At 69.9% G+C, this 26,035-nt stretch carries 30 protein-coding genes; 19 read left to right on the forward strand and 11 right to left on the reverse strand.

What is annotated here, in order from left to right; translation table 11 throughout:
• Window positions 1–28: 28 nt before the first annotated feature.
• Together rpsN and rpmB are read right to left on the reverse strand one after the other, a co-directional pair.
• Window positions 29–334 carry a 30S ribosomal protein S14 gene (gene rpsN, locus ACIF83_RS42610; protein WP_393484464.1) on the reverse strand — a complete coding sequence of 102 codons (306 nt, stop codon included), beginning with the start codon at window positions 332–334 and terminating at the stop codon, window positions 29–31.
• A complete protein-coding gene (gene rpmB / locus ACIF83_RS42615) occupies window positions 334–570 on the reverse strand; it encodes a 50S ribosomal protein L28 (RefSeq protein WP_398141342.1) in 237 nt (78 codons plus the stop codon). The genes rpsN and rpmB overlap by 1 nt, the downstream gene beginning before the upstream one ends.
• A 60-nt stretch (window positions 571–630) precedes the next feature.
• On the opposite strand from rpmB, the gene rpmG reads away from it, so the two are divergent.
• The 5 genes from rpmG to ACIF83_RS42640 all read left to right on the forward strand — a co-directional run bounded on the left by rpmG (window position 631) and on the right by ACIF83_RS42640 (window position 2,609).
• Window positions 631–795: a 50S ribosomal protein L33 gene (gene rpmG / locus ACIF83_RS42620; RefSeq protein ID WP_393484467.1), complete on the forward strand. Its 165-nt coding sequence runs from the start codon at window positions 631–633 to the stop codon at window positions 793–795.
• Window positions 796–974: 179 nt separating this feature from the next.
• Window positions 975–1,361, forward strand: coding sequence for a VOC family protein (locus ACIF83_RS42625; protein WP_399735683.1), 387 nt, complete (start codon window positions 975–977; stop codon window positions 1,359–1,361).
• The gene (locus ACIF83_RS42630) at window positions 1,358–1,711 is read left to right on the forward strand and encodes an ArsR/SmtB family transcription factor (protein WP_393484471.1); all 354 of its coding nucleotides are present in this window, start codon (window positions 1,358–1,360) and stop codon (window positions 1,709–1,711) included. Before ACIF83_RS42625 ends, ACIF83_RS42630 begins: the two co-directional genes overlap by 4 nt.
• Complete coding sequence (locus ACIF83_RS42635) at window positions 1,708–2,178, forward strand: SRPBCC domain-containing protein (RefSeq protein ID WP_393484473.1); 471 nt, start codon at window positions 1,708–1,710, stop codon at window positions 2,176–2,178. The genes ACIF83_RS42630 and ACIF83_RS42635 overlap by 4 nt, the downstream gene beginning before the upstream one ends.
• A gap of 146 nt (window positions 2,179–2,324) precedes the next feature.
• Window positions 2,325–2,609: a DUF397 domain-containing protein gene (locus ACIF83_RS42640; protein WP_393484475.1), complete on the forward strand. Its 285-nt coding sequence runs from the start codon at window positions 2,325–2,327 to the stop codon at window positions 2,607–2,609.
• 110 nt (window positions 2,610–2,719) lie between these two features.
• On the opposite strand, the gene ACIF83_RS42645 is transcribed toward ACIF83_RS42640, so the two are convergent.
• Entirely contained in the window at window positions 2,720–3,214 is a 495-nt protein-coding gene (locus tag ACIF83_RS42645) for an ATP-binding protein (RefSeq protein ID WP_399735688.1), read from the reverse strand.
• A 332-nt stretch (window positions 3,215–3,546) separates the two neighbouring features.
• Between ACIF83_RS42645 and ACIF83_RS42650 the strand changes: the two genes are divergently transcribed.
• The 6 genes from ACIF83_RS42650 to ACIF83_RS42675 all read left to right on the forward strand — a co-directional run bounded on the left by ACIF83_RS42650 (window position 3,547) and on the right by ACIF83_RS42675 (window position 9,059).
• On the forward strand, window positions 3,547–4,371 hold the full coding sequence (locus ACIF83_RS42650; RefSeq protein ID WP_393484569.1) for a helix-turn-helix domain-containing protein: 825 nt from the start codon (window positions 3,547–3,549) through the stop codon (window positions 4,369–4,371).
• Window positions 4,372–4,463: 92 nt separating this feature from the next.
• The gene (locus tag ACIF83_RS42655; protein ID WP_393484479.1) at window positions 4,464–5,924 is read left to right on the forward strand and encodes an aldehyde dehydrogenase family protein; all 1,461 of its coding nucleotides are present in this window, start codon (window positions 4,464–4,466) and stop codon (window positions 5,922–5,924) included.
• Window positions 5,925–6,036: 112 nt separating this feature from the next.
• On the forward strand, window positions 6,037–6,576 hold the full coding sequence (locus ACIF83_RS42660) for a DinB family protein (RefSeq protein ID WP_393484481.1): 540 nt from the start codon (window positions 6,037–6,039) through the stop codon (window positions 6,574–6,576).
• Window positions 6,577–6,600: 24 nt separating this feature from the next.
• A complete protein-coding gene (locus ACIF83_RS42665) occupies window positions 6,601–7,242 on the forward strand; it encodes a PadR family transcriptional regulator (RefSeq protein ID WP_398141344.1) in 642 nt (213 codons plus the stop codon).
• A 75-nt stretch (window positions 7,243–7,317) separates the two neighbouring features.
• Window positions 7,318–8,283 (forward strand): ATP-binding cassette domain-containing protein, encoded by a 966-nt coding sequence (locus tag ACIF83_RS42670; protein WP_393484485.1) that lies wholly within the window; start codon window positions 7,318–7,320, stop codon window positions 8,281–8,283.
• Entirely contained in the window at window positions 8,283–9,059 is a 777-nt protein-coding gene (locus ACIF83_RS42675) for an ABC transporter permease (RefSeq protein ID WP_393484487.1), read from the forward strand. The genes ACIF83_RS42670 and ACIF83_RS42675 overlap by 1 nt, the downstream gene beginning before the upstream one ends.
• On the opposite strand, the gene ACIF83_RS42680 is transcribed toward ACIF83_RS42675, so the two are convergent.
• Both ACIF83_RS42680 and ACIF83_RS42685 read right to left on the reverse strand, forming a co-directional pair.
• Window positions 9,056–10,462 carry a glutamate decarboxylase gene (locus tag ACIF83_RS42680; RefSeq protein ID WP_398141345.1) on the reverse strand — a complete coding sequence of 469 codons (1,407 nt, stop codon included), beginning with the start codon at window positions 10,460–10,462 and terminating at the stop codon, window positions 9,056–9,058. The genes ACIF83_RS42675 and ACIF83_RS42680 overlap by 4 nt on opposite strands.
• 26 nt (window positions 10,463–10,488) lie before the next feature.
• On the reverse strand, window positions 10,489–11,775 hold the full coding sequence (locus ACIF83_RS42685; RefSeq protein WP_399735694.1) for an ion channel protein: 1,287 nt from the start codon (window positions 11,773–11,775) through the stop codon (window positions 10,489–10,491).
• 114 nt (window positions 11,776–11,889) lie between these two features.
• Here ACIF83_RS42685 and ACIF83_RS42690 point away from each other — a divergent pair, with 114 nt between their 5' ends.
• Complete coding sequence (locus ACIF83_RS42690) at window positions 11,890–12,651, forward strand: MerR family transcriptional regulator (protein ID WP_393484493.1); 762 nt, start codon at window positions 11,890–11,892, stop codon at window positions 12,649–12,651.
• A gap of 16 nt (window positions 12,652–12,667) precedes the next feature.
• On the opposite strand, the gene ACIF83_RS42695 is transcribed toward ACIF83_RS42690, so the two are convergent.
• On the reverse strand, window positions 12,668–13,033 hold the full coding sequence (locus ACIF83_RS42695; protein WP_145885814.1) for a YbjQ family protein: 366 nt from the start codon (window positions 13,031–13,033) through the stop codon (window positions 12,668–12,670).
• Window positions 13,034–13,175: 142 nt separating this feature from the next.
• On the opposite strand from ACIF83_RS42695, the gene ACIF83_RS42700 reads away from it, so the two are divergent.
• A complete protein-coding gene (locus ACIF83_RS42700) occupies window positions 13,176–14,156 on the forward strand; it encodes a DedA family protein (RefSeq protein WP_399735699.1) in 981 nt (326 codons plus the stop codon).
• 5 nt (window positions 14,157–14,161) lie between these two features.
• Here the strand turns inward: ACIF83_RS42700 and ACIF83_RS42705 are convergent, their stop codons facing one another.
• The gene (locus ACIF83_RS42705; RefSeq protein WP_399735702.1) at window positions 14,162–15,817 is read right to left on the reverse strand and encodes a threonine/serine exporter ThrE family protein; all 1,656 of its coding nucleotides are present in this window, start codon (window positions 15,815–15,817) and stop codon (window positions 14,162–14,164) included.
• Window positions 15,818–15,946: 129 nt separating this feature from the next.
• On the reverse strand, window positions 15,947–16,438 hold the full coding sequence (locus ACIF83_RS42710; RefSeq protein WP_046730908.1) for an inorganic diphosphatase: 492 nt from the start codon (window positions 16,436–16,438) through the stop codon (window positions 15,947–15,949).
• A 79-nt stretch (window positions 16,439–16,517) separates the two neighbouring features.
• Between ACIF83_RS42710 and dacB the strand changes: the two genes are divergently transcribed.
• The 6 genes from dacB to folE all read left to right on the forward strand — a co-directional run bounded on the left by dacB (window position 16,518) and on the right by folE (window position 24,241).
• Window positions 16,518–18,140: a D-alanyl-D-alanine carboxypeptidase/D-alanyl-D-alanine-endopeptidase gene (gene dacB / locus ACIF83_RS42715; RefSeq protein WP_399735705.1), complete on the forward strand. Its 1,623-nt coding sequence runs from the start codon at window positions 16,518–16,520 to the stop codon at window positions 18,138–18,140.
• Window positions 18,141–18,230: 90 nt separating this feature from the next.
• On the forward strand, window positions 18,231–19,364 hold the full coding sequence (locus ACIF83_RS42720; protein ID WP_393484503.1) for a zinc-dependent metalloprotease: 1,134 nt from the start codon (window positions 18,231–18,233) through the stop codon (window positions 19,362–19,364).
• 191 nt (window positions 19,365–19,555) lie between these two features.
• Window positions 19,556–20,626, forward strand: a complete 1,071-nt coding sequence (gene tilS, locus ACIF83_RS42725; RefSeq protein WP_393484504.1) for a tRNA lysidine(34) synthetase TilS — start codon at window positions 19,556–19,558, stop codon at window positions 20,624–20,626.
• A gap of 84 nt (window positions 20,627–20,710) precedes the next feature.
• Complete coding sequence (gene hpt / locus ACIF83_RS42730; RefSeq protein ID WP_067028163.1) at window positions 20,711–21,271, forward strand: hypoxanthine phosphoribosyltransferase; 561 nt, start codon at window positions 20,711–20,713, stop codon at window positions 21,269–21,271.
• 195 nt (window positions 21,272–21,466) lie between these two features.
• Window positions 21,467–23,506 (forward strand): ATP-dependent zinc metalloprotease FtsH, encoded by a 2,040-nt coding sequence (gene ftsH / locus ACIF83_RS42735; RefSeq protein ID WP_393484506.1) that lies wholly within the window; start codon window positions 21,467–21,469, stop codon window positions 23,504–23,506.
• 129 nt (window positions 23,507–23,635) lie between these two features.
• A complete protein-coding gene (gene folE, locus ACIF83_RS42740) occupies window positions 23,636–24,241 on the forward strand; it encodes a GTP cyclohydrolase I FolE (protein ID WP_094218329.1) in 606 nt (201 codons plus the stop codon).
• Between the two features lie 31 nt (window positions 24,242–24,272).
• On the opposite strand, the gene ACIF83_RS42745 is transcribed toward folE, so the two are convergent.
• Genes ACIF83_RS42745 through folB form a run of 3 tightly spaced genes read right to left on the reverse strand, consistent with a single transcriptional unit; the run spans window position 24,273 to window position 25,787 of the window.
• Window positions 24,273–24,761: a DUF3180 domain-containing protein gene (locus ACIF83_RS42745; RefSeq protein ID WP_399735711.1), complete on the reverse strand. Its 489-nt coding sequence runs from the start codon at window positions 24,759–24,761 to the stop codon at window positions 24,273–24,275.
• Window positions 24,762–24,819: 58 nt separating this feature from the next.
• Window positions 24,820–25,431: a 2-amino-4-hydroxy-6-hydroxymethyldihydropteridine diphosphokinase gene (gene folK, locus ACIF83_RS42750; protein WP_393484510.1), complete on the reverse strand. Its 612-nt coding sequence runs from the start codon at window positions 25,429–25,431 to the stop codon at window positions 24,820–24,822.
• Window positions 25,428–25,787 (reverse strand): dihydroneopterin aldolase, encoded by a 360-nt coding sequence (gene folB, locus ACIF83_RS42755; RefSeq protein WP_356299925.1) that lies wholly within the window; start codon window positions 25,785–25,787, stop codon window positions 25,428–25,430. The genes folK and folB overlap by 4 nt, the downstream gene beginning before the upstream one ends.
• Between the last annotated feature and the right edge of the window lie 248 nt (window positions 25,788–26,035).

A 26,035-nucleotide genomic window follows, 5' to 3' on the forward strand; every position in this document is an offset into this window, starting at 1 on the left:
CGGAGGGACCGCAGCAAGTTACCAGCCGTTACCAGGAGGACTTCCGGACGCCGGGCAGGAATCCGTTGTGAGCCTGCTCGCGCAGGTTCACCCGGGACAGGCCGAAGGTGCGCAGGTAGCCACGGGGGCGGCCGTCCATCTGGTCGCGGTTGCGGACGCGGGTGGCGCTCGCGTCCCGCGGTTGCCTGCTCAACTCCCGCTGGGCGGAGAGGCGTTCGGGCTCCGTGGTGGAGGACCGCCGGACGATGTCCTTCAGCTCGGCGCGGCGGTCGGCGTACCGGGCGACGATCTCCCGGCGCTGCTCGTTCTTCGCGATCTTGCTCTGCTTCGCCATCAGACCTTCACCCCCCGGGCGCGGATCCGGGCCACGGCCGCCTCGACGCCGATCGTGTCCACGGTCCTGATCGCCTTCGCGCTCAGCCGCAGCAGGGCGTACCGGCCCTCGCCGGGCAGCCAATAGCGCTTGGTCTGGATGTTGGGGGCGAAGCGGCGGGAGGTGCGCCGGTGGGAGTGGGAGATGCGGTTGCCGAAGCCCGGCCGGGTTCCGGTGAGCATGCAGTGGGCGGACATGGTGACGTACCTCTCGCGTGGGTGATTGGCAATGGGTATCATTTTCAGTAACATAGCGGCATGGCACGCAACGAACTCCGCCCGGTCATCAAGCTCCGGTCCATGGCCGGCACCGGGCACACCTATGTGACCCGCAAGAACCGCCGCAACGACCCGGACCGCATGACGCTGCGCAAGTACGACCCGGTCGCCGGCCGGCACGTCGAGTTCCGAGAGGAGCGCTGAGGCAACGCCGCGCGCAAGGGGATCCACCCCGGCTGCGGGCTCATCGACAACGCCCGGGAGATGGCGCTGCTGCCGTACTCCTCCCGCTGGGCGGGCGCCGGTTCCAGCAGGTGTGCAGCAATAGGTAGGCGATCTCCTACGGTTGACGCGTAGGAGTTCGCCTACCTATTCTTCCGGGCATGACCATCACGCATGCCTCGTTCGTCACGCTTCCCGTCGCCGACCAGGACCGCGCCCTGCGCTTCTACCGGGACGTCCTCGGCCTCGAGGTCACCGCCGACCTCCAGATGCCGCCGGGGCGCTGGCTCCAGGTCGCACCGGAGGGCGCGCAGACCGTCCTCACGCTCTCCGGGCCCGGCATGGGGGATTTCGAGCCCGGTTCGGCCCGGGGGATCATGTTGGTGACGACCGATGTCGACGCCGACTGCGCACGGCTCGCCGAGGCGGGCGCCGAGGTGCAGGGCCCCGACGAGTACCCCTGGGGACGGATGGCCTCCTTCCGGGACCCGGACGGCAACGGTCTGATGCTGCTCACGGAGGCTCATCACCAGGAAGGTCGGCAATGACCGCAGCCGGAACCCGGGAGGCCGCCGAGGACCGCGTCTTCGCCGCGCTCGCCAACGCCGCCCGCAGGGAAGTGCTCCGGCTGCTGCGCGAGCGCGGGCCGCAGCCCGTGCAGGCCCTGGCCGACCACTTCGACATGCGCCGCCCGAGCCTCTCGGAACACCTCAGGGTGCTCCGGGAGGCCGGCCTCGTCTCCGAACGGCGCTCCGGCCGGCAGCGGATCTACCGCCTGGAGGCGGCCCCGCTCGCCGAGGTGCAGGACTGGCTCCACCCGTACGAGCGGTTCTGGCGGGACCGGCTGAAGGGCCTCGGTGCTCTGCTCGACCGCATGCCGGACGATGACCGCCCATGAACACCGCACCCGGCGACGCCGACGACCTCACCACGATCCGCGTCGACCAGTTCTTCCCGCACCCGCCCGCCAAGGTCTGGCGCGCCCTGACCGAGCCCGACCTGCTGGCCCGCTGGCAGATGCCCGGCGCCGAGGACTTCCGGCTCGAGGTCGGTCACCGGTACCGGATGACCTCGGTCCCGCGGCCCAACTCCCGCTTCTCCGGTGTCGTGGAAGTGCAGGTGCTGGCGTACGACACCGAGCGGATGCTGTCCCTCCGGTGGGCGGACGCGGATCCGGCCAATCCCGCGGACTGGACCATTACCTGGACCCTGGAACAGGAAGGGCGCGGAACGCGTCTCTTCCTAGTGCACGAGGGATTCGATCCGGACGACCCGGCGCAGTTGATGGCTCGGAAGGTCATGGACGGGGGCTGGCGGGGGCATGTGCTGCCGTCTCTGGGGCAGACGCTGGAACGACTTCGGTAAAGCGGACGTCAAAGCTGTAATCGCGGGAACACCCCCCGTGCACGTGCATCTGCTCATGCATCTGCACATGAACAGGGTTATGATCCGGGTCGGTTGACTACAGCATCCATGGCCACACCAGCCAGTGCACCACCGGGGAGCGACCTGTGGACCGCGACGTTGACGACGTGTACGGGGGGTACGACGTGTACAACGGCATGGCTTACAACGGCATGGCTGCCACGCAGCTGGACGGTGTGGCCTGGCAGAAGAGCAGGCACAGCAACTCGCAGGGCTCCTGTGTGGAGTTCGCGCGGCTGCCCGGCGGGGAGGTGGCCGTGCGCAACTCGCGTTTCCCGGACGGGCCCGCGCTCGTCTACACGCGCGCGGAGATCGAGGCCATGCTCCTCGGCGTCAAGGACGGCGAGTTCGACCATCTGATAGCCGGCTGAAACGACTCACCGGCCCGGTCGGCCGGGGTGGTCGGGACAGCCGGGTGACGGCCGGGCGAAGTCCGGGTGTACGCGCGTAGAAACGCGGCGTCGGTCGACGCCGCGTCGCGTCAGTCGGCCGTCCGGAGCCGGAACAGCGCCCAGACGACCTTGCCGTCGAGGCTGCCCGCGAGCGGGTGCCAGCCCCAGCTGTCGGCAAAGGAGTCGACCAGGAACAGTCCGCGGCCCGACTCGGCCGAGAAGTCGTCCGAGTCGCGCGGGACGGGCGTCTCGTGGCTGGGGTCGCGCACCGCACACACCAGCCGCTCGGTCCAGCGCATCAGGTGCAGCCGTACCGAGGACGCGTGCTCGGAGCACGCCGCGTCGGCCGGCAGTGCATGGCGCAGGGCGTTGGTGACGAGTTCGGAGACGACCAGACATATGTCGTCGAAGCGGTCGCCCACGTCCCACTGGTCCAGAGTGCCGCGGGTGAAACGGCGGGCCTCGCGCACCGCTTCGAAGCGGGCGGGCAGGGCGCAGGAGGCGGCATCGGACACGGCCGCGGGATCCAGCGGCGGAAGGCCCTGCCGTAACGGCTTGAGCATGGTCGATCCATTCGTTCCCATGCGAGGCACTCCCGGGAATTCGCGGTCGTTGCGATGCAGCGGTGGCGCTGCACCATGGTTTCGGATGGGAAGGGCAGATGCAAGGGCAGATGCACGTGCACGCGACCGAATTGAACCTGCCCGTACCGCTTCTTGGCCATTTTTTCCGCCAACTTGGATCGCGAGTCTGCCAAAGGTCCTGACCTCTTCCCGCAAAAACGGCCGACCTCTTTCCGTTTCTGTAACCGGACGAGTACTGCTCGAAGTGTTTTAGTGGCAGACTTCGGCCCCAAAGACGGTTGGGGAGGCTGGCGAACGTGAGCGCGGGAGAGCCCGGATCGGTGGTGCGGCGCATGCTGCTCGGCTCGCAACTCAGGCGACTGCGTGAAGCGCGGGGCATCACGCGTGAGGCGGCGGGGTACTCGATCCGTGCGTCCGAGTCGAAGATCAGCCGGATGGAGCTGGGCCGGGTGAGCTTCAAGACCAGGGACGTGGAAGACCTGTTGACGCTGTACGGCATCACCGACGAGGCGGAGCGCGAGTCGCTGCTCTCCCTCGCCCGGGAGGCCAACGTAGCGGGCTGGTGGCACAGTTACACCGACGTGCTGCCGAGCTGGTTCCCCACCTATGTGGGTCTGGAGGGCGCCGCCTCCCTGGTCCGGGTGTACGAGGTGCAGTTCGTGCACGGCCTGCTGCAGACCGAGGAGTACGCCCGCGCGGTGGTCCGGCGGGGGATGAAGGGCGCGAGCGCGGCCGACGTGGAGCGGCGGGTGGCGCTGCGCCTGGAGCGGCAGAAGCACCTGCTCGACGACAACGCCCCCGAGTTCCACATCGTCCTGGACGAGGCCGCCCTGCGCCGTCCCTACGGCGACCGCGAGGTGATGCGCGGCCAGCTCCAGCACCTGATCGAGATCTCCCAGCGGCCCAACGTACGGCTGCAGATCATGCCGTTCGGCTTCGGCGGGCACTCCGGCGAGAGCGGCGCCTTCACCATCCTCAGCTTCCCCGAGTCGGACCTGTCCGACGTGGTGTACGTGGAGCAGCTGACCAGTGCCCTCTACCTGGACAAGCGGGAGGACGTCGCCCAGTACGAGCAGGCGCTGAAGGAGCTGCAGCAGGACAGCCCGGGCCCGGACGAGAGCCGGGATCTGTTGCGAGGCCTGCTTCAACTGTCTTGAGAGCTCACCTTCAACTCTCTTGAATCGCAAGTACGATGACGGGTGATCAGACCGTGACCAGGATCTGGCATCGCTAGTGATTGAGGGATCACATGTCGTCCTACTTCAGCGAGCTGGCCCAGCAGTACATCGACGGTGAATGGCGCCCGGGCACCGGTTCCTGGGACGTCATCGACTTCAACCCCTACGACGACGAGAAGCTGGCCTCGATCACGGTGGCCACCGTCGACGAGGTCGACCAGGCCTACCAGGCGGCGGCCCGCGCCCAGAAGCAGTGGGCCGCGACCAACCCGTACACCCGCCGCGCGGTCTTCGAGCGGGCCCTCAGGCTGATAGAGGACCGTGAGCAGGAGATAGCCGACCTGATCATCGCGGAACTCGGCGGCACGCGCGTGAAGGCGGGCTTCGAGCTGCACCTCGCCAAGGAGTTCCTGCGCGAGTCGGTCCACCTGGCGCTGCGCCCCGAGGGGAAGATCCTGCCCTCGCCGGCCGACGGCAAGGAGAACCGCGTCTACCGGGTGCCGGTCGGTGTGGTGGGCGTGATCAGCCCGTTCAACTTCCCGTTCCTGCTGTCGATCAAGTCGGTGGCCCCGGCCCTCGCCCTCGGCAACGGTGTGGTGCTCAAGCCGCACCAGAACACCCCGATCGCCGGCGGCACCCTGGTCGCGAAGATCTTCGAGGAGGCCGGGCTGCCCGGCGGCCTGCTCAACGTCGTCGTCACCGACATCGCCGAGATCGGCGACGCCTTCATCGAGCACCCGATCCCCAAGGTCATCTCCTTCACCGGCTCCGACAAGGTCGGCCGGCACGTCGCCACCGTCTGCGCCTCGCACTTCAAGCGCTCGGTGCTCGAACTGGGCGGCAACAGCGCGCTGGTGGTCCTGGACGACGCCGACATCGACTACGCGGTCGACGCGGCGGTCTTCAGCCGGTACGTCCACCAGGGCCAGGTCTGCATGGCCGCGAACCGGGTGCTCGTGGACCGCTCCATCGCGGACGAGTTCACCGAGAAGTTCGTCGCCAAGGTCAGGACGCTCAAGGTCGGCGACCCGCGCGACCCGCAGACCGTCATCGGTCCGGTGATCAACTCCGCGCAGGCCAACGCCGTTTCGGGTGCCGTCGAGCAGGCGCTCGCCGAGGGCGCCACCGCCCTGGTGCACGGCACCACCACCGGCAACCTGGTCGAGCCCAGCGTGCTCACCGACGTCCCCGCCGACTCCGCCCTGCTCCAGCAGGAGGTCTTCGGGCCGGTCGTCTTCCTGGTCCCCTTCGACGGCGAGGAGGAGGCGGTCCGGATCGTCAACGACACTCCGTACGGCCTCAGCGGCGCCGTCCACACGGGTGACATCGAGCGCGGTGTGGCGTTCGCCAAGCAGATCGACACGGGCATGTTCCACGTGAACGACGGCACCGTGCACGACGAGCCGCTCGTGCCCTTCGGCGGCGAGAAGCACTCCGGCCTCGGCCGCCTGAACGGCGAGACGACCCTGGAGGCCTTCACCACCATCAAGTGGATCTCGGTGCAGCACGGCCGCAGCGGCTTCCCGTTCTAGGCCTCCTTCCGGATCTCCTTCGCATCGCGGGCCCTTGCGGACAGAACCTGACCGCAAGGGCCCGTAGCTTCGTCGGTGTCAGGGAAACGGACCCGAAGAAAGGCGGTCGGTCATGGTCACTCACGTGGCGGCGGAGGCGCAGGGCGACGAGCGCGGGGCGCTGCTGGCGTTCATCGAGGAACAGCGCGGCGGGATCCGCCGGGCGCTGCTGGGGCTGACCGAGGAGCAGGCCCGCTCCTGCCCCAGCGCCAGCGAGCTGTCCCTGGGCGGACTGCTCAAGCATGTCGCCGAGGTCGAGCAGGGCTGGGTGGCCCGCGCCAAGCAGGAGCCGCCGGCGATCCGGCGCGACGAGTCGAACTGGCACGAGACCTTCCGGCTCGTCGGCGACGAGACGGTCGCCTCGCAGCTCGCGTACTGGGAGGAGGTCGCCGCCGAGACGGAGAAGTTCATCCGCTCCGCTCCCAGCCTGGACGACAGCTTCCCGCTGCCGCCCGACCCGTGGTTCCCGCCGGAGGGCCGCGTCTCCCTGCGCTGGCTGTGTCTGCACCTGATCCGCGAGACGGCCAGGCACGCCGGCCACGCCGACATCATCCGCGAGTCCCTGGACGGGAAGACCGCGTTCGAGCTGGTGGCCCTGGAGCAGGCGGGCTAGCTCCGCGGCAATAACCTGGACCGCATGTCAGCGATCCGTCTACTCGTGCTGGGCGCGGTGCGCCAGCACGGGCGGGCCCATGGCTACCAGGTGCGCAACGACCTGGAGTACTGGGGCGCGCACGAGTGGTCCAACGCCAAGCCGGGCTCGATCTACCACGCCCTGAAGCAGATGGAGAAGCAGGGGCTGCTGCACGCGCACGAGATCGCGCCCTCCACGGCCGGGGGGCCGCCGCGCACCGAGTACGAGATCACGGACCGGGGCGAGGAGGAGTTCTTCCGGCTGCTGCGGGAGTCGTTGGTCTCCTACGACCAGAAGATGGACATCCAGTCGGCGGCCATCGGCTTCCTGGTCGAGCTGGCGCGGGCCGAGGCGCTGGACCTGCTCAGGGAACGGATCCGGCGGATCGAGGAGTGGCGGGCCGCCGTCACCGAGAACTACATCCCCGAGGACGGCCCCGAACAGCTCGGCCACATCGGCGAGATCATGAACCTCTGGGTCCACACGGCCGACTCCGACGCGGCCTGGACCCAGGGGCTGATCGCCCGCCTGGAGGCAGGCGCCTACACGTTCGCCGGCGAGGGCGAGCGCTTCGTGGGCGTGCTCACCGAGGGCCAGGAGAACCCCTACGCGACGGGGGAGCGGCATCCGCAGGACGATCACTGATCAAGTTTGACCAATGTGTCGGCCTGCGTTACTTTCGAGGAAGTAGTCAAGTTTGACTAGCGAGGGAGCTGGCACGTGGCCGACACGGCGATCATCGTCGAGGACGCACGCAAGACCTACGGCACCAAACACGCCCTGGACGGGCTCGACCTGCACGTCACCCGTGGCACCGTGCACGCGGTGCTCGGCCCCAACGGGGCGGGCAAGACCACCCTGGTCCGGATCCTGTCCACCCTGCTCAGGCCGGACGGCGGCCGCATCGAGGTCGCCGGGCACGACGTCCTCACCGAGGCCCGCGCGGTACGGCGGCGCATCGGCCTGCTGGGTCAGTACGCGGCCCTGGACGAGCAGCTGGACGGCCGGCAGAACCTGGAGATGTTCGCCCGCCTGCACCACCTCGGCGCCCGCCACGCGCGCGTGCGCGCCGCCGAACTCCTGGACCGCTTCGACCTCACCGACACCGGCCGCACCCCGGTGTCCCGCTACAGCGGCGGCATGCGCCGCCGCCTCGACCTCGCGGCCTCCCTCATCGGTAACAAGCACGGCACCGACCCCGGGGTGCTGTTCCTTGACGAGCCGACGACCGGTCTCGACCCGCGGGGCCGCGCCGAGGTCTGGGCCGCCGTACGCTCCCTGGTAGGCGGCGGCACGACGGTCCTGCTCACCACCCAGTACCTGGAGGAGGCCGACCAGCTCGCCCACCGCATCGCCTTCGTGGACCACGGCAGGGTCGTCGCCGACGGCACCCCCGACGAGCTGAAGACCCTCACCGGCGGCGACCGCATCGACGTCGTCCTGCGCGACGCGGGCCTGCTCGGCGCGGCCGTCGCCCTGCTGCCCGTCACCGGCGTCTTCGTGGACGTCGACCGCCGGCTCCTCAGCGCCCCGGTCACCGACCGCATGACCGCGCTCTCCGGGGTCGTACGTGCCCTGGAGGCGGCCGGCATCGAGGCGGCGGACGTCGCCCTGCGCAGGCCCACGCTGGACGAGGTGTTCCTGCACCTGACCGGTGACGGGAACCGAGTGAAGGAGGCCGCGTGATGGCGGTGTCCCCGTCCCTCCAGTACGTCCTGACCGACTCCTGGACCATGACCCGGCGCGAACTTGCCCACTGGGCACGGCAGCCCGGGCAGGTGCTGGTCGCCCTGGTCTTCCCGGTCATGCTGCTGCTGATGTTCGGCTACCTGGTCGGCGGTGGCCGGGGCGTCACCGGCGACTACGTCGACTACCTGGTGCCCGGCATGCTCGCGCTCACCATGGCCTTCGGCCTGGAGGGCACGATGCTCAACGTCACCCAGGACCTCAACAAGGGCGTCATCGACCGCTTCCGCTCCCTGCCCATGACCAACGGGGCGGTCCTGGTGGGGCGTTCGGCGGCGGACATGCTCCAGTCGGCGGTGGCGCTCGCCCTGATGACGGCGGTGGCGTACGCGCTCGGCTGGCGGGCGCACGGCAGTCCCGGCGCCTTCCTGGGCGCCGTGGGCCTGCTCCTGCTGCTCCGCTTCGCGATGCTGTGGGTCGGCATCCACCTCGCCCTGGTCGCCGGCCGGCCCGAGATGGTCCAAGCCGTGCAGATCCTCGTCTGGCCGGTCGGCTTCCTCTCCAACGCCCTGGCCACACCGGACGCCATGCCCGACTGGCTGGGCACGGCCGTCCAGTGGAACCCCCTGTCCCAGACGGCGGCGGCGGTACGGGACCTGCTCGGCGGCCAGGGCGGCGATCCGGGCCACGTGGGGGCGGCCGTGGCGTGGCCGCTGGGCCTGCTTGCGGTGTTCTTCCCGCTGGCGGTGCGGAAGTTCGCGCGCCTGGGCCGCTAGTGGTGGAAGCCGGTGGCCGCTTCCTTGTCCCGGGTCAGCGGATGCGGCTGCCGGCGCAGCTCCGGCACCAGGCGGTTCAGGTCCTCCACGAAGAGGTCGGCGAGGTCGTGGGAGAAGCCGTTGCGGCACACGATCCGGATCACGGAGAGATCCTCCCGGTTGGGCGGGAAGGTGTACGCCGGCACCAGCCAGCCGCCCTCGCGCAGCCTCCGGGAGACGTCGAAGACGTCGTACGACGTCACGCCCGGAGCGGTGGTGAAGGCGAACACCGGCAGTTCGTCGCCGTGTGTGAGCAGCCGGAAGTCGTCCAGTGCCTCGATCCTGCCGGCGACGTAGCGCGCCACGTCCCGTGTCGACTGCTGCACCGCCCGGTAGCCCTCCCGGCCCAGCCGCAGGAACGTGTAGTACTGCGCGACCACCTGGGCGCCGGGCCGGGAGAAGTTGAGCGCGAAGGTCGGCATGTCGCCGCCCAGGTAGTTCACCCGGAAGACCAGTTCCTCGGGCAGCGCCTCCTTGTCCCGCCACAGGGCCCAGCCGACGCCCGGGTAGACCAGGCCGTACTTGTGCCCCGAGGTGTTGATCGAGGCCACGCGCGGGAGGCGGAAGTCCCAGACCAGGTCCTCGTCCAGGAAGGGCGCCACCATGGCCCCGGACGCGCCGTCCACGTGCACCGGGATGTCGAGACCGGTGCGCTCCTGGAGGTCGTCCAGGGCCGCGCACAGGTCCGCGATCGGCTCGTAGGAGCCGTCGAAGGTGGAGCCGAGGATGCCGACGACCCCGATGGTGTTCTCGTCGCACATCCCGGCCGCCGCCTGCGGATCCAGGTGGTACCGCTCGCCCTCCATCGGGACCAGCCGGGGCTCCACCTCCCAGAAGTTGCAGAACTTGTCCCAGCAGACCTGGACGTTGACGCCCATGACCAGGTTCGGGCGCGCCGCCGGGTAGCGGTCGGCGTTGCGCGTCGCCCAGCGCCGCTTCAGCGCCATCCCGGCGAGCATGCACGCCTCGCTGGATCCCGTGGTCGAACAGCCCACGGCGGCCGACGGGTCCGGCGCGTTCCACAGGTCGGCGAGCATGGCCACACAGCGTCGCTCCAGCTCGGCCGTGCGCGGGTACTCGTCCTTGTCGATCATGTTCTTGTCCCGGCACTCCGCCATCAGCTCCCCGGCCTGCGGCTCCATCCAGGTGGTGACGAACGTGGCCAGGTTCAGTCGGGAGTTGCCGTCCAGCATCAGCTCGTCGTGCACGATCTGCGCCGCCGTGCTGGGGGGCAGGGGCGCATCGGGGAGCCGGTGCTTGGGCGGGGCCTCGGCCATTTCGACGACCGGGTTCGCCTCCCCGAAGAACGGGTTGACCGACATCGGCCGCTCGTCGCGCTTCTCGGGACCTTTGTGCAGGGCCATGTACGTGCCTCCAGGCGAGGGGTGAGTCAGCGGATAGGTGTGCCGTCGGCCCGCAGCTGCATCTGCGGCCGTCCCGTCACCAGCAGCCAGGCCGGCAGGGAGGCGACGCAGAGCAGGGCGACGATGACGGGCGAGGCGACCAGCACGGCTGCGGTGAACAGGCTCACCCAGCCTTGCCGGGTGATGGCCAGGAGCATGCCCAGCACGCCCGCGGCCACGCCCACGGCGGGCTGGACGGCGGGCACCAGGGCGTGGGCGCACAGGCCGAGGGCGGTGCCCACGAACACGGAGGGGAAGATCCGGCCGCCGCGGAAGCCACAGGTCGCGGCGACCGTCAGGGCGGCCAGTTTCACCACCGTCATCGTGGCGAACTGTCCGGCCGACCAGCCCTCGGGGTCGGCCGCAAGCTCTGCGATCTGGTCCAGCCCCTTGAAGAGCGTCAGCGGGCCGCCCAGGGCCCCCAGCGCCCCGAGGACGAGTCCGCCCACCGGAAGCATCAGCATCGGGTGCCGCAACCGCTGGAAGGCGCGGTGGAGGTGCGGGAAGGCGCGGACCGCGCACATGCCGAGCACCGCGCCGACCGACGCGACGACCATCGCCGCCAGTACGTCGCCCCCGTCCAGCCGGTCGATCGGGGGCAGATGGAGGTCGAAGGTCGCGTGGTGGACCAGGTCGGTGGTCAGGGCGCCCGCCGCGGCGGCGGCCAGTGGGGCGAAGATGTTGTCCCACAGCAGCCCCTTGATCCGCTGCCCGGCCAGTGCTTCCGAGATGACCAGGGCGGCGGCCACCGGAGTGCCGAACAGCGCGCCGAGCGTCGCCGCCTCCGCCAGCGCCATCCACAGCGGGCCGGGCAGCTTGGGCTGGAACCGGCGGCCCAGCCACACCGCCAGCCCGACGTTGGTGGCGATGATCGGGTTCTCGGGGCCGAGGCTCGGGCCGCCCGCGAGCATCAGGGCCGCCGCCAGCAGCAGGCCGGGCAGCACGACGGGCGGCAGCGCGGGCGCGTTCAGCCCCATGGTGGCCGGGTCGGGTCCCGCGTGCCCCGGCACCTTCCACACCACCAGACCGACCGCGATGCCGGTCGCGGTGAGCATGACGAAGATCCACAGCGTGGAGTAGCGGCCGATGCCGAGGGCGTCGGGCAGGTTCTGCCACAGCACGTCCTCGAGTTGCTCGGCCCCGACGCTCACCCCGACGAAGAGCAGGCTGCACACCACGCCCACGACGAGAGCGGGCAGGATCAAGGGCAACAGAGCGCGCGCGGGGGTCGCGGGAGGGGTGGTGAGTGCCTGCTGCGCGCTGTCCTGGGCCACGAGATCACCATAAGCGGACAGAAGGTGACGAACATCCCGAAGTGAAACCGGCTTGCACCTCACGTGGCGTGAGGCCTCAGCGTGGAGGACGTACCGACGACAAGGAGCGGAAAAGTGAGCTACTCCGTAGGACGGGTTGCGGGGTTCGCCGGGGTCACGGTGCGCACCCTGCACCACTACGACGAGATCGGCCTGCTCGTGCCCAGCGAGCGCACCCACGCCGGCCACCGGCGCTACGGCGACGCCGACCTCGACCGGCTCCAGCAGATCCTGTTCTACCGGGAGCTCGGCTTTCCGCTCGACGAGGTCGCGGCCCTGCTCGACGACCCGGACGCGGACCCGCGCGTACACCTGCGCCGCCAGCACGAGTTGCTGACCGCCCGGATCGAGAAGCTGCAGAAGATGGCCGCGGCCGTGGAGCACGCCATGGAGGCACGCACGATGGGCATCAACCTCACGCCCGAGGAGCGGTTCGAGGTCTTCGGGGACAAGGACCCCGAGCAGTACGCCGAGGAGGCGGAGCAGCGCTGGGGCGGCACCGAGGCGTACGCGGAGTCACAGCGTCGCGCCGCCCGCTACACCAAGGAGGACTGGAAGCGCCTCCAGGCGGAGGTCGACGACTGGACCGAGCGCTACGTCGCCCTGATGACCGCCGGCGAGCAGCCGTCCGGCGACGCGGCCATGGACCTGGCCGAGGAGCACCGCCGGCACATCAGCAAGTGGTTCTACGAGTGCCCGCACCCCATGCACCGCTGCCTGGGCGCGATGTACGTCGCCGACGAGCGTTTCAAGGCGTTCTACGACGCCATGCGGCCCGGGCTCGCCGATCACCTGAGCGAGGCGATCACCGCGAACGCCGACCGGCACACCGCGTGACCCCTGGCCCGGGGGCCTACTCCCGGGCCAGGACCACCGCGGTCCCGTACGCGCACACCTCCGTGCCCACGTCGGCGGCCTCCGTCACGTCGAAGCGGAACGCCAGCACCCCGTTGGCGCCACGCGCGCGTGCCTGCTCCACCAGCCGCTCCATGGCCTGGTTGCGGGTCTGCACGAGCGTCTTGGTGAGGCCCTTCAGCTCGCCGCCGATCATCGACTTCAGTCCGGCGCCGATCTGGCTGCCCAGGTGCCGCGAGCGCACGGTCAGCCCGAAGACCTCACCGAGCACCTGCTGCACCCGGTATCCGGGCACGTCGTTGGTCGTGACGACCAGCACGTCGGGCTGGGGCCCCTGGCCGCCGCCGTAGTCATCGAGTCCCATGGCTCACAGCTTTGCCCCAGTTGTCCCACAGTGCATCCTGGAGTCACCGGTGGAACCTGGGACGGTCACATCGCGTTGATAGCTTTGTGCGGCCGCACAAGGACGCCGTAGCCGCCCTCATCCCCCTCAGGAGCCCGGACCCGTGATGACACTCGCCCTCGGCCCGAGCTGGCTCGATCCCAACTACCTGCTCGACACGTACAGCATCTGGGGCCTGCTGCTCATCGTCTTCGCCGAGTCCGGTCTGCTCATCGGGTTCTTCCTGCCGGGCGACTCGCTGCTGTTCACCTGCGGTCTGCTGATCACGTCCAGCCAGCTGGACTTCCCGCTGTGGGGCGCGATCGCCCTGATCTGCCTCGCCGCGGTCCTCGGCGACCAGGCGGGCTACATGTTCGGCAAGAAGGTCGGCCCGTCCCTCTTCAACCGCCCGGACTCCCGCCTCTTCAAGCAGGAGAACGTCACCAAGGCGCACGAGTTCTTCGAGAAGTACGGCCCGAAGTCCCTGGTCCTGGCCCGCTTCGTGCCCATCGTGCGCACGTTCACGCCGATCATCGCGGGCGTCAGCGGCATGAAGTACCGCTCGTTCCTGACCTTCAACGTCATCGGTGGCGTCCTGTGGGGCGCGGGCGTCACCCTGCTCGGCTCCTGGCTCGGCAACATCGACTTCGTCAAGAAGAACATCGAGGCGATCCTCATCCTGATCGTCCTCGTCTCGGTGATCCCGATCGCGATCGAGTTCCTCCGCGCGCGCGGCAAGGCCAAGAAGGCCCCGCAGGAGACGCCTCAGCCTCCTCAGCAGCTCCAGTACCAGCGCCCCCCGGTCATGGACGCCGCCACCACCCAGCTCCGCCGCATCGAGCCGGAGGAGCCCTACCAGCCGCAGCCGTACCAGCCGCAGCAGGAGCAGCAGCAGGAGCAGCAGTACTGGAACCACGGCTACGACGACCAGGGCCGGCAGGGTTATGACAACCAGAGCCAGCAGGGGTACGGCAACCAGTACTACGACCAGCAGCAGTACCCGCAGCAGCAGTACCCGGAGCAGGTGTACCCGCAGCAGCAGTACCCGGAGCAGGAGTACCCGCAGCAGCAGTACGACCAGAACGGGTACCCCCGGAACCACTAGGCGGCTCAGAATCCCCTGGTCCGCTTGGCAGCCCTCCGCTTGCCCGCGGAGCCGACCCGCAGGGTCAGCCTGGAGATCTCCGATCCCAGGTTGACCCCGATGGCGATCGCCATGGCCAGCGAGGCGGCCTTCGCCAGGGAGACCAGCCCCTTGTCGACCTCGTTCTGCGCCATGGACAGCAGCCCGAAGTACGTGGCCGAACCGGGCAGCAGCGGCCCGATCGCCGCCGTCGTGTAGGGCAGCGCGGACGCGAACCGGTACCGCGACAACAGCTGTCCGAAGAGTCCCACCAGCCCCGCGGCCACCGCCGTCGAGGCGACCGGGGAGATGCCGCCCACGTAGTGCATGGCGCCGTACACCGACCACGCCACACCGCCGTTGAGGGTCACCGCCAGCACGGTGGATCGTTCCTGTTGCAGCAGCACGGCGAACGTCAGCGACAGCAGCATGGACGCGGCGATCTGGATCAGCGGCCGTTCGGAGATGTTCATCGCCGCGTCCGGGTTGAGCTCGCCGCCCACCTTCACGCCGAAGTACAGGACGGTCAGCACACCGATGACGATGCCGACGAAGAAGTACATGACCTCCAGCAGACGGGCGGCCGCAGTGATGTAGAAGCCCGTCAGCCCGTCCTGCACGCCCGCCACCAGCGCCCGCCCGGGCAGCAGCGCGAACAGCCCACCGGTGACGACCGCGGACGCCGCCACGTCGACGTGCGCCAGCGCGAACGCCACACCGATCGCCGCCGGGGGCATCGCGGCGATCGTGAACTGGTAGAACTCCGGCAGCCCTCGCCCCGCGCACAGCCACGCCAACCGGTCGCCGAGCATCGCGCCCACCGCCGCCGCGACGAAGACGATCAGGTCACCGCCGACCAGCACGGAGGCCGCACCCGCGAGCAGCCCGCTCGCCAGGGTCAGGGCCCAGCCGGGGTAGGGGTGCCGGTTGCGGCGGATCTCCGCCAGACGCCGGTAGGCCTCCTCCAGGGAGACATGGGTCTCCGGGTCGGTCAGGTCGTCCACCAGCCGGAACACGGCCGCGAGCCGCGTGTAGTCCGTGCCCCGGCGGCGTACGGTCCGGGACGCGGTGACCGGGTCCTCCACCAGGGAAGGCTGGTGGGAGATCGACAGCAACGTGAAGGTGACGGTCGGCTCGCAGCGGTCCAGGCCGTAGGACCGGCACACCGCGAACATCGCGGCCTCCACGTCCTCCGCGCCCTCGCCGCCCGCCAGCAGCAGCTCCCCGATACGCAGCGTCAGGTCGAGCACGCGCGGGACGGCGGGTCCGCCCTCCTCGGCCTTCTGCACCGGCTCCGGCGCCGGCCGCTCGGTCACCGGCATGCGCAGCATCGTGCGCATCCGGTCCTGCCAGGGCGCGTCCTTGACCAGGTTGACCGCCGGGATCCCGGTCGCCGGGGTGAACGCGGGCGGGGCGTCCTTGGCGCTGTAGGTGCGCGGCAGGCTGAACGCCGACCCGTCCGGTTCGGCACTCGGCGGCTGTGGTGCCACCAGCCCCTTTGGCACGGCGAACTCGGAGGTGGTCTCCGGCTCACCGGCGCCCTCGGGGACCTCGATGCCCTCGGGAATGGCGAACTCGGACGTGATCTCCGGGTCGTACCGCGCCTCGTCCGACCGGGGCTTGCGGTCCTCCGCCTCCGTCACCTGGCACTGCTCCCTGAACGCGACCTTCCGTAAGCCTCAGTATGCGCATGGGTACGAGCCCCAGTATGCGCACGGGTACGCGAACGGGCCGCACGCGTGCGCGTGCGGCCCGTGGCAGGAGCGGGGTGGTCAGTGACCGCCCTGCTCCTTGAAGCGCTTGTACGACCGCTCGATCTCCACTTCGGCGTCCGTGCGGCCCACCCAGTTGGCGCCCTCGACCGACTTGCCGGGCTCCAGGTCCTTGTACACCTCGAAGAAGTGCTGGATCTCCAGGCGGTCGAACTCCGACACGTGGTGGATGTCGCGCAGGTGCTCCACCCGCGGGTCGGTGGCCGGAACGCACAGCAGCTTGTCGTCGCCGCCCGCCTCGTCCGTCATCCGGAACATGCCGATCGCACGGCACTTGATCAGGCAGCCCGGGAAGGTCGGCTCGTCCAGGATGACCAGCGCGTCCAGCGGGTCGCCGTCCTCGCCGAGGGTGTTCTCGACGAAGCCGTAGTCGGTCGGGTAGGCGGTCGAGGTGAAGAGGCGACGGTCCAGGCGGATCCGACCGGTCTCGTGGTCCACCTCGTACTTGTTCCGCGAACCCTTCGGGATCTCGATCGTGACGTCGAACTCCACCGGTGGCTCCTCCATGATCAGCACATAGTTCTGGTGGTTAAGTGTCCCTCACGCAGGTGTGTGATCGCGAAAGGGGCTGGTGGTCGTGCCAGAGCTGAGGCCTTGGCGAGCCGCGAGACCGCAGGTGGTGCGGATCGCGAACGCCGTACGACCGCGACTGACGCGCGCCGTGACGGCCGCGAAACCAGGGGTCGCGCGGCTGACGAAGGCAGTGCGCCCCGGGCCTGCACACCTCCCTCGGCCGCGAGCCGTCAGGACCTGGCAGTACACCGCGGGCGCGGCCACCGCCGGGCTGGCGCTGGCCGCCGGTGTGGTGACCGTCGCCGGTCCCTGGGACGCCAACGGTCAGCGTACGGCCGAGCGGGACCGGGCCGCCGCCCTGGAGCGGTCAGGTGGCGCAGATCACGGCGACTCCGGCACGAGCCCGCGGGGTCCCCGGCCCGCACCGAGCGCCCCGGCCGTCCTGACGGGCCTGGGCGGCACCACGGGCACCGTCAGCACCAAGAAGGCCCCGCCGGACCGGCAGGCCCTCGCGGACGTCCTGGGGCCGCTCCTGGACGCCTCGGCCCTCGGCGGCGGCCACGCGGCGGCCGTCGTCGACGTCAGCACCGGCAAGCAGCTGTACGGCACCGCCGCCGGCCAGGCCTTCACCCCCGCCTCCACCACCAAGATCGCCACCGCCGTCGCCGCCCTGTCCGCCCTCGGCCCCGACCACCGCCTCACCACCCGCGCCGCACTCGAACCCGACACCAAGGAACTGGTCCTGGTCGGCGGCGGCGACCCCACCCTCACCGCCCACCCGAAGGCTGGGGGAGAAGCCCGGAGCGGGGGAAGCTGGGCGAGCCTGCGCACGCTCGCCGCCGACACCGCGGCCGCCCTCAAGAAGCGCGGCATCGTCAAGATCACGCTCTCCTACGACACCACGCTCTTCTCCGGCCCCGCGCTGCATCCCATCGGTGTCAACGACAACCTCGCCCCGGTCAGTGCCCTGGCCGCCGACGAGGGCCGCACCGACGACTCCGCCAGCGGCCCGGCGACCCGCGTGAGCGACCCGGCGGCCGACACGGCCCACAAGTTCGCGGACTACCTCCAGAAGGCCGGCATCAAGACGACGCCCCCCGGCCCCTCCAAGGCCACCAACCGGGCCGAGACCCTCGCCACCGTCTCCTCGCCCCCGCTGTCCGCCCTGGTCGAGCGGATGCTGACCAACAGCGACAACGACATCGCCGAAGCCCTGGCCCGTCAGACCGCCCTGGCCAGTGGCCGGGCGGGGAGCTTCGACGGCGGCGCGAAGGCCATCGCCACCCAGCTGACCAAGCTCGGCCTGCCCATGTCCGGCGCCTCGTTCCACGACGGCAGCGGCCTCAACCGGGACGACCGGCTCACGGCGAACCTCCTCACCGCCCTGCTGGTCAAGGCCGCCGACCCGGCCCGCCCCGGCCTGCGCCCGGTCCTCACCGGCCTCCCCGTGGCCGGCTTCACCGGCACCCTGGCCGGCCGCTACACCGACGGCGCGGCAGGCGTCGTACGTGCGAAGACAGGCACCCTGACCGGCGTGAACACCCTGGCGGGCACGGTCGTGGACCAGGACGGCCACCTCCTGGCCTTCGCCTTCCTGGCCTCCGACACGACCAACCCCCAGGAGGCCCAGACGGCCCTGGACAAGACGGCGACGGCACTGGCGGGCTGCGGCTGCCGGTAGGACGCCAACACCCGTCACCACACGAGAAACTGCACCTCACCCGTCGCTCACGGCCTGCCCCAAGCGGGAGCGCTCACGTACCGTTGACGCATGACGAGCTTCGGTGGCACCGCATCTCCCGGGATGGTCGACTGGAACCTCGCGGTGGCAACCGCGACACGGCTCGTACGACCGGGCCCCGAAGTCAGCCGCGACGAGGCCAGGGCCGTCGTGGCGGAGCTGCGCCGGCACGCGAAGGCCTCGGAGGAACACGTCCGGGGCTTCACTCGTCTGGGCACGGAGGACGTGCACGACACCCCTGTCCTGGTCGTCGACCGCCCGGGCTGGGTCCGGGCGAACGTCGCCGGCTTCCGGGAGATCCTCAAGCCCCTCCTGGAGAAGATGCAGGAACGTCGCGGCAGCAGCCCCGGAAACGCCGTCCTCGGCGCCGTCGGCGGCAAGGTCACCGGCGTCGAACTCGGCATGCTGCTGTCCTTCCTCTCCTCCCGCGTCCTCGGCCAGTACGAGACCTTCGCCCCCGCCTCCCGCGACCTCCCGGCGGGCGAGAACGGCGGCGGCCGCCTCCTCCTCGTCGCCCCCAACATCGTCCACGTGGAGCGCGAACTCGACGTCGAGCCGCACGACTTCAGGCTCTGGGTGTGCCTGCACGAGGAGACCCACCGCACGCAGTTCACCGCCGTGCCCTGGCTCCGCGACCACCTCGAGGGTGAAATCCAGTCGTTCTTGGCGGAGACCGACGTCGATCCGATGACCGTCCTGGAGCGCATCCGGGAAGCCGCCCAGTCCCTCGCCGGCGGCCGCCCCGAGGGCGAGGAGGAAGACGGCGGACGCTCCTTCGTGGAGCTGGTGCAGACCCCGGTCCAGCGCGAGATCCTCGGCCGCCTCACCGCGGTGATGTCCCTGCTGGAGGGGCACGCCGACTTCGTCATGGACGGGGTGGGCCCGAGCGTCGTACCGACCGTCTCCGAGATCCGCGAGAAGTTCCAGCAGCGCCGCGCCAAGGGCGCCTCCCGCCTCGACCTCGCCCTGCGCAAGCTGCTCGGTCTGGACGCCAAGCTCAGGCAGTACCGGGACGGCGAACGCTTCGTGCGCGCCGTCGTCGAACAGGTCGGCATGGACGGCTTCAACCGCGTGTGGACATCCCCCAACACCCTGCCCACCAAGGCGGAGATCGCCAAACCGGCGGACTGGGTCGCACGGGTGCACCGCAAGGCCGAGTCGTGAACCGCGTGTGGAAGTCGTGAACCGAATCCGGCCTACGGCAGGCGAACGCCCCTCCAATCACCCGTCCGAGGGACCGTGAGCCATGGGTAGGCGTGCAATGCTCGGGGAACGGCCCGCTTCTGTCACCATCTACACACTCTGAGTGACCGACCTCGGGCTCACCCCCCGAAACTTCATGAAGGGAACCGGACATGGGTCCCCATCCTGCGGTCGCGGCGATACGCCTGGCGGTCCGCCGCGTCCTCCACGACCTCCTCACCGACCACAGCCGCATCACCGAAGCAGCGATGACAGCCGCAACGGCTGCCACCGTGGAAGCCCGCGAACCTGGCCGCAACGAGCGCACCCCCTCCCCGCTCGTGCTGGTCGCGTGCTCCGGCGGCGCCGACTCCATGGCGCTCGCCTCGGCCCTCGCCTTCGAGGCCCCCAAGCTCGGCATCCGCGCCGGCGGCATCACCGTGGACCACGGCCTCCAGCCCGGCTCCGGCCTCCGGGCCGACGAGGTCGTCCTCAGGCTGCGCGAACTCGGCCTCGACCCCGCCGAGTCCATCGCCGTGACCGTCGGCCGCGAGGGCGGCCCCGAGGCCGCCGCCCGAGACGCCCGCTACGCCGCCCTCGACGCCGCGGTCGAACGACACGGCGCCGCCGCGATCCTGCTCGGCCACACCCGCGACGACCAGGCCGAAACCGTCCTGCTCGGCCTCGCCCGCGGCTCCGGCATCCGCTCCCTGTCCGGAATGGCCGCGGTCTCGGGGGCCGACGGCCGTTACCGGCGCCCCTTCCTGCACATCGACCGGCAGACCGCCCGCAAGGCCTGCATGGTCCAGTCCCTGCCGGTCTGGGACGACCCGCACAACGCCGATCCCGCCTACACCCGCTCCCGGCTCCGGCACGAAGGTCTGCCCGCCCTGGAGAAGGCCCTCGGCAAAGGCGTCGTGGAGGCCCTCGCCCGCACCGCCCAGCTCTCCCGCGACGACGCCGACGCCCTCGACGCCTGGGCCTCCCAGGCCGAGGCCTCCGTACGCGACGCCACGGGCCTCCTGGAGTGCGCCAAGCTCTACGCCCTCCCGCCCGCCGTACGCCGCCGCATCCTGCGCCGCGCCGCCATCGAGGCCGGTGCCCCGGCCGGTTCTCTCTTCGCCCGCCACATCGAGGAAGTCGACCGGCTGATCACCGGCTGGCGCGGTCAGGGAGCCATCAATCTCCCCGGCAAAGTCGTCGCCCAGCGTCAGGGTGGCAGACTGGTGATTCGGCAAGGCTGAATCCCGACCTCCGGAGCGACCCTCCGACGGGCCGGACAGCCGGTGGCCGTAAGAGCGGCCGTAAGTGCGGGACGACCGAAAGTGATGCGGGTGGACGCGAAAGACATGGGTGCCGACCTCAAGCAGGTACTCATCACCAAGGAAGAGATCGACGCGAAGCTGGCCGAGCTGGCCGCGAAGATCGACGCGGAGTACGCGGGCAAGGACCTGCTCATCGTCGGCGTGCTCAAGGGCGCCGTCATGGTCATGGCCGACCTGGCCCGGGCGCTGTCCACCCCCGTCACCATGGACTGGATGGCCGTGTCGTCCTACGGCGCGGGCACCCAGTCCTCCGGTGTCGTGCGGATCCTCAAGGACCTGGACACCGACATCAAGGGCAAGCACGTCCTGATCGTCGAGGACATCATCGACTCCGGACTGACCCTGTCCTGGCTGCTGTCCAACCTCGGATCCCGCGAGCCCGAGTCCCTCAAGGTGTGCACGCTGCTGCGCAAGCCGGACGCCGCCAAGGTCGCCATCGACGTGGAATGGGTCGGCTTCGACATCCCCAACGAGTTCGTCGTCGGCTACGGCCTCGACTACGCCGAGAAGTACCGCAACCTGCCGTTCGTCGGTACGCTCGCGCCTCACGTCTACGGCGGCTGAGCCAATCGGGCCAGCCCCTGTAAGACGATCGGGAACCCCAGCGGGTTTCGCGCCGTTGGAGCAAGCAGAGACGGGAATGCCAGCCGTCCGTGCCACTCCGTGCGGCTTCGGACAACAATGCTGGGGTACCGTCAGAAGAACTGTCTTATCAAACTCACTATGGCAGGAGGGACGGGGCGGCACCGCTCCGTATGGATGGACGTGAAGCGATACTTCCGTGGGCCGGTCATGTGGATCGTGCTGGCCGTCCTTGCCGTGGTCGTGTTGATGCAGGTCGTCGGCTCGTCCGGCGGCTACAAGACGGTGGACACCGGCCAGGTCGTGGCGGCGATCAACGAGAACAAGGTCGAGTCGGCCAAGCTCACCACCGGTGACGAGCAGACCATCAAGGTCACCCTCAAGGACGGCCAGAAGGTCGAGGGCAGCTCGAAGATCCAGGCGAGCTACATCGGCGACCAGGGCGTGACCATCGCCGCCACACTGCAGACCAAGTACCAGGACAAGCAGATTCCGGACGGCTACACGGTTTCGCCGTCCAAGCAGAACCCGTTCGTCGGCGTGCTGCTCTCCCTGCTGCCCTTCGTCCTGATCGTGGTCGTCTTCCTGTTCCTGATGAATCAGATGCAGGGCGGCGGCTCCCGGGTCATGAACTTCGGCAAGTCCAAGGCCAAGCTCATCACCAAGGACACCCCGAAGACGACCTTCGCCGACGTCGCGGGCTGCGACGAGGCCGTCGAGGAGCTCCACGAGATCAAGGAGTTCCTCCAGGAGCCGGCCAAGTTCCAGGCCGTCGGCGCCAAGATCCCCAAGGGTGTGCTCCTCTACGGCCGTCCCGGTACCGGCAAGACGCTCCTCGCGCGCGCCGTGGCCGGCGAGGCCGGAGTGCCCTTCTACTCGATCTCCGGTTCCGACTTCGTCGAGATGTTCGTCGGTGTCGGTGCCTCCCGTGTCCGTGACCTCTTCGAGCAGGCCAAGGCGAACGCCCCGGCGATCGTCTTCGTCGACGAGATCGACGCGGTCGGCCGCCACCGCGGCGCCGGCCTCGGCGGCGGTCACGACGAGCGCGAGCAGACGCTGAACCAGCTGCTCGTCGAGATGGACGGCTTCGACGTCAAGGGCGGCGTGATCCTCATCGCCGCGACGAACCGGCCCGACATCCTCGACCCGGCTCTGCTCCGCCCCGGCCGCTTCGACCGCCAGATCGCGGTCGACCCGCCGGACCTGCAGGGCCGCATGGAGATCCTCAAGGTTCACCAGAAGGGCAAGCCGGTCGCGCCCGACGTCGACCTGGCCGCCGTCGCCCGCCGCACCCCCGGTATGACCGGCGCCGACCTCGCCAACGTGCTGAACGAGGCCGCGCTGCTCACCGCCCGCAGCGACCAGAAGCTGATCGACAACAAGGCGCTGGACGAGGCGATCGACCGCGTGGTCGCGGGCCCGCAGAAGCGGACCCGGATCATGTCGGACAAGGAGAAGAAGATCACCGCGTACCACGAGGGCGGTCACGCCCTGGTCGCGGCGGCCTCGCCGAACTCCGACCCGGTCCACAAGATCACGATCCTCTCCCGCGGCCGTGCCCTCGGCTACACGATGGTGCTCCCGGACGAGGACAAGTACTCGACCACCCGCAACGAGATGCTCGACCAGCTCGCCTACATGCTGGGCGGCCGCGCGGCCGAGGAACTGGTCTTCCACGACCCGACCACCGGCGCCGCCAACGACATCGAGAAGGCCACCAACCTGGCCCGCGCGATGGTCACGCAGTACGGCATGACCGAGCGGCTCGGCGCGATCAAGTTCGGCGGCGACAACAGCGAGCCCTTCCTCGGACGTGAGATGGCTCACCAGCGCGACTACTCGGAAGAGGTCGCCGCGCTGGTCGACGAAGAGGTCAAGAAGCTCATCGAGACCGCGCACAACGAGGCCTGGGAGATCCTGGTCGAGAACCGCGACGTGCTCGACCAGCTCGTCCTCCACCTGCTGGAGAAGGAGACCCTGGGCAAGGAGGAGATCGCCGAGATCTTCGCCCCGATCCACAAGCGCCCGCCGCGGCCCGCGTGGACCGGCTCCTCCCGCCGCACCCCCTCCACCCGCCCGCCGGTGCTCTCGCCGAGAGAGCTGGCACTGACCAACGGGGCGAACGGATCGACGGCGGCGATCAGCACGGCCAAGTCGACGGCGTCGGAGTCCGCCCCGGTGACGGACAAGACCCCGGACGACCGCCCCGAGAGCTGAACACTTTCAGCCATCAGGCCGGAATGAATGCCGCGGCCCCCAGGTTCTAGCCTGGGGGGCGCGGCATTTCGTATGTCCGCAGACAGAGCGCGTGGACGCACGCGTGACAGCACAGGAACGAGGAACCAGATGACCGACCCCGTGACCCTGGACGGTGAGGGCACCATCGGCGAGTTCGACGAGAAGCGCGCCGAGAACGCCGTACGGGAACTGCTGATCGCGGTCGGTGAGGATCCGGATCGTGAGGGCCTCAGGGAGACGCCGGCGCGGGTGGCGCGGGCGTACAAGGAGATCTTCGCGGGCCTGTGGCAGAAGCCCGAGGACGTCCTGACCACGACGTTCGACCTGGGGCACGACGAGATGGTGCTCGTGAAGGACATCGAGGTCTACAGCACCTGTGAGCATCATCTGGTGCCGTTCCGGGGCGTCGCCCACGTCGGCTACATCCCGTCCGTGACCGGGAAGATCACCGGTCTGTCCAAGCTGGCCCGGCTCGTGGACGTCTATGCCCGGCGCCCGCAGGTGCAGGAACGGCTCACCACGCAGATAGCGGACTCCCTGATGGAGATCCTGGAGCCGCGGGGCGTGATCGTGGTCGTCGAGTGCGAGCACATGTGCATGTCGATGCGGGGCATCCGCAAGCCGGGCGCGAAGACGATCACCTCGGCGGTGCGCGGTCAGCTGCGCGACGCGGCGACGCGGAACGAGGCGATGAGCCTCATCATGGCGCGCTGACCGACCTGCGCCGAACGACCGGAGCCGGTGGTCAGGCCGCCGGCTCCACGCCCGCGTGGTTGCGGTCCTCGTCCTCGGGGAGCTTGCAGACCCGCTCCAGGAACATGGCCGCCGCTATCACGCCGATGCCGGCCAGGACCGAGAGGCCGGCGTAGAGGGCCTGGTCGCGGCGGGCGGGGATGTCGAGGAGCTCCAGGAGGAAGACGCCCGTGCCGCCGTACATACCGGCGACCAGGGCGGCCACCAGGGCGCTGGCCTGCCCGAAGACGACCGCTCGGGCGGCCATCAGGGGGTCGACGCCCTTGGCGCCGGGGCGGCGCTCGCGCTGGGCCCTGAGGCGGGCGCGCAGCGAGAGCGCGGTGGCGAGCAGGACCACCGCGATCAGCCCGAGGACGACGGGGGCGGCCAGGGGGACGCTGGGGAGTGTCCCGATCGAGTTCCAGAGGCGGGCACCCGCCCAGGACAGGACGCCGGCCACGACGAACACGCCGACCAGCACCCTGATGCGCAGCTCTCTCACGGTGTCCCTTCAGCTCCCCCGGACCGGTCCCGGACTGTGGTCGTCTTGACCTTAACGACTACTCGGGCAGTCGGAGTTCCAGGTCCTTGCGTGCCTCGATGCCGTTGCGGGTGACGGCCGACAGCAGTTCGGCCACCGTGCCCCGCCCGGGCAGCAGTGCCTGCGGGTCGATGTCGTGCCACGGGGCGAGCACGAAGGCGCGTTCGTGGGCGCGCGGGTGGGGGAGGGTGAGCTGCGGGTCGTCGGAGGTGACGCCCGCGTAGGCGACGATGTCGACGTCCAGGGTGCGCGGCCCCCAGCGCTCGTCGCGGACCCGGTTGAAGGCCTCCTCGACGGCGTGGGCCCGCTCCAGCAGGGAGGACGGGGGCAGGGTGGTCTTCAGGACGACGACGGCGTTGAAGTAGGAGGGCTGGCTGCCGGGCTCGACGCCCCACGGCTCCGTCTCGTAGACCGGCGACACGGCCTTCACACGGACACCGGGGGTGTCCTCCAGGGCGTCGACGGCTCCCTGGAGGGTCTCCAGGCGGTTGCCGAGATTGGAGCCGATGGAGATCACGGCCCATTTCGGGTTGCTCAATGTCGTGTCGGCGGCGTCCACCTGCTCGACGACCGAGGCGGGCACCGGCTGGACGGTCGGGTCGCTGTGACCCTGGGCGAAAGGTCGGGTCATACTCGGCTCCGGGTGATGGTGACGGTCACGTCGTCGAAGGGGACGGTGATCGGGGCGTCCGGCTTGTGGACGCAGACCTCGACCTCCTGGACCCCTTCGTGCTTCAGGCAGGTCTGGGCGATCCGCTCGGCGAGGGTCTCGATGAGATTCACCGGTTCGCCCTCGACCACGGCCACGACCTCTTCGGCCACGATGCCGTAGTGGACGGTCTTCGCCAGGTCGTCGTCGGCCGCGGCCGGCCGGGTGTCCAGGCCAAGGACGAGGTCCACGATGAAGGTCTGACCCTCCTCGCGCTCCTTGGGGAACACACCGTGGTGCCCGCGGGCCTTCAGGCCGCGCAGCGCGACACGATCCACGCGAATCACTCCTGCAATCGTCGGGAACGGCCGGGCGGTGCCGCGTGCGGGCGGCACACCGGCCTCTGACGAATCTACCTGCGGGCGCTGACACATCCGGGTGACGGGGGCGCGTGCCCGGGCGGGGACCCGGAGGCTTCACCGTGTGTTTCCCCTGGGGAACCCGGCCGCGTCATGGGCTGGTAGCCGCACATACCCCCGGGTAGGTGATTCCAACCACTTCTTGGTCCTTATGGGGCTCGTACCCG

Source organism: Streptomyces sp. NPDC085866, from assembly GCF_044541035.1.
Classification (GTDB): domain Bacteria; phylum Actinomycetota; class Actinomycetes; order Streptomycetales; family Streptomycetaceae; genus Streptomyces.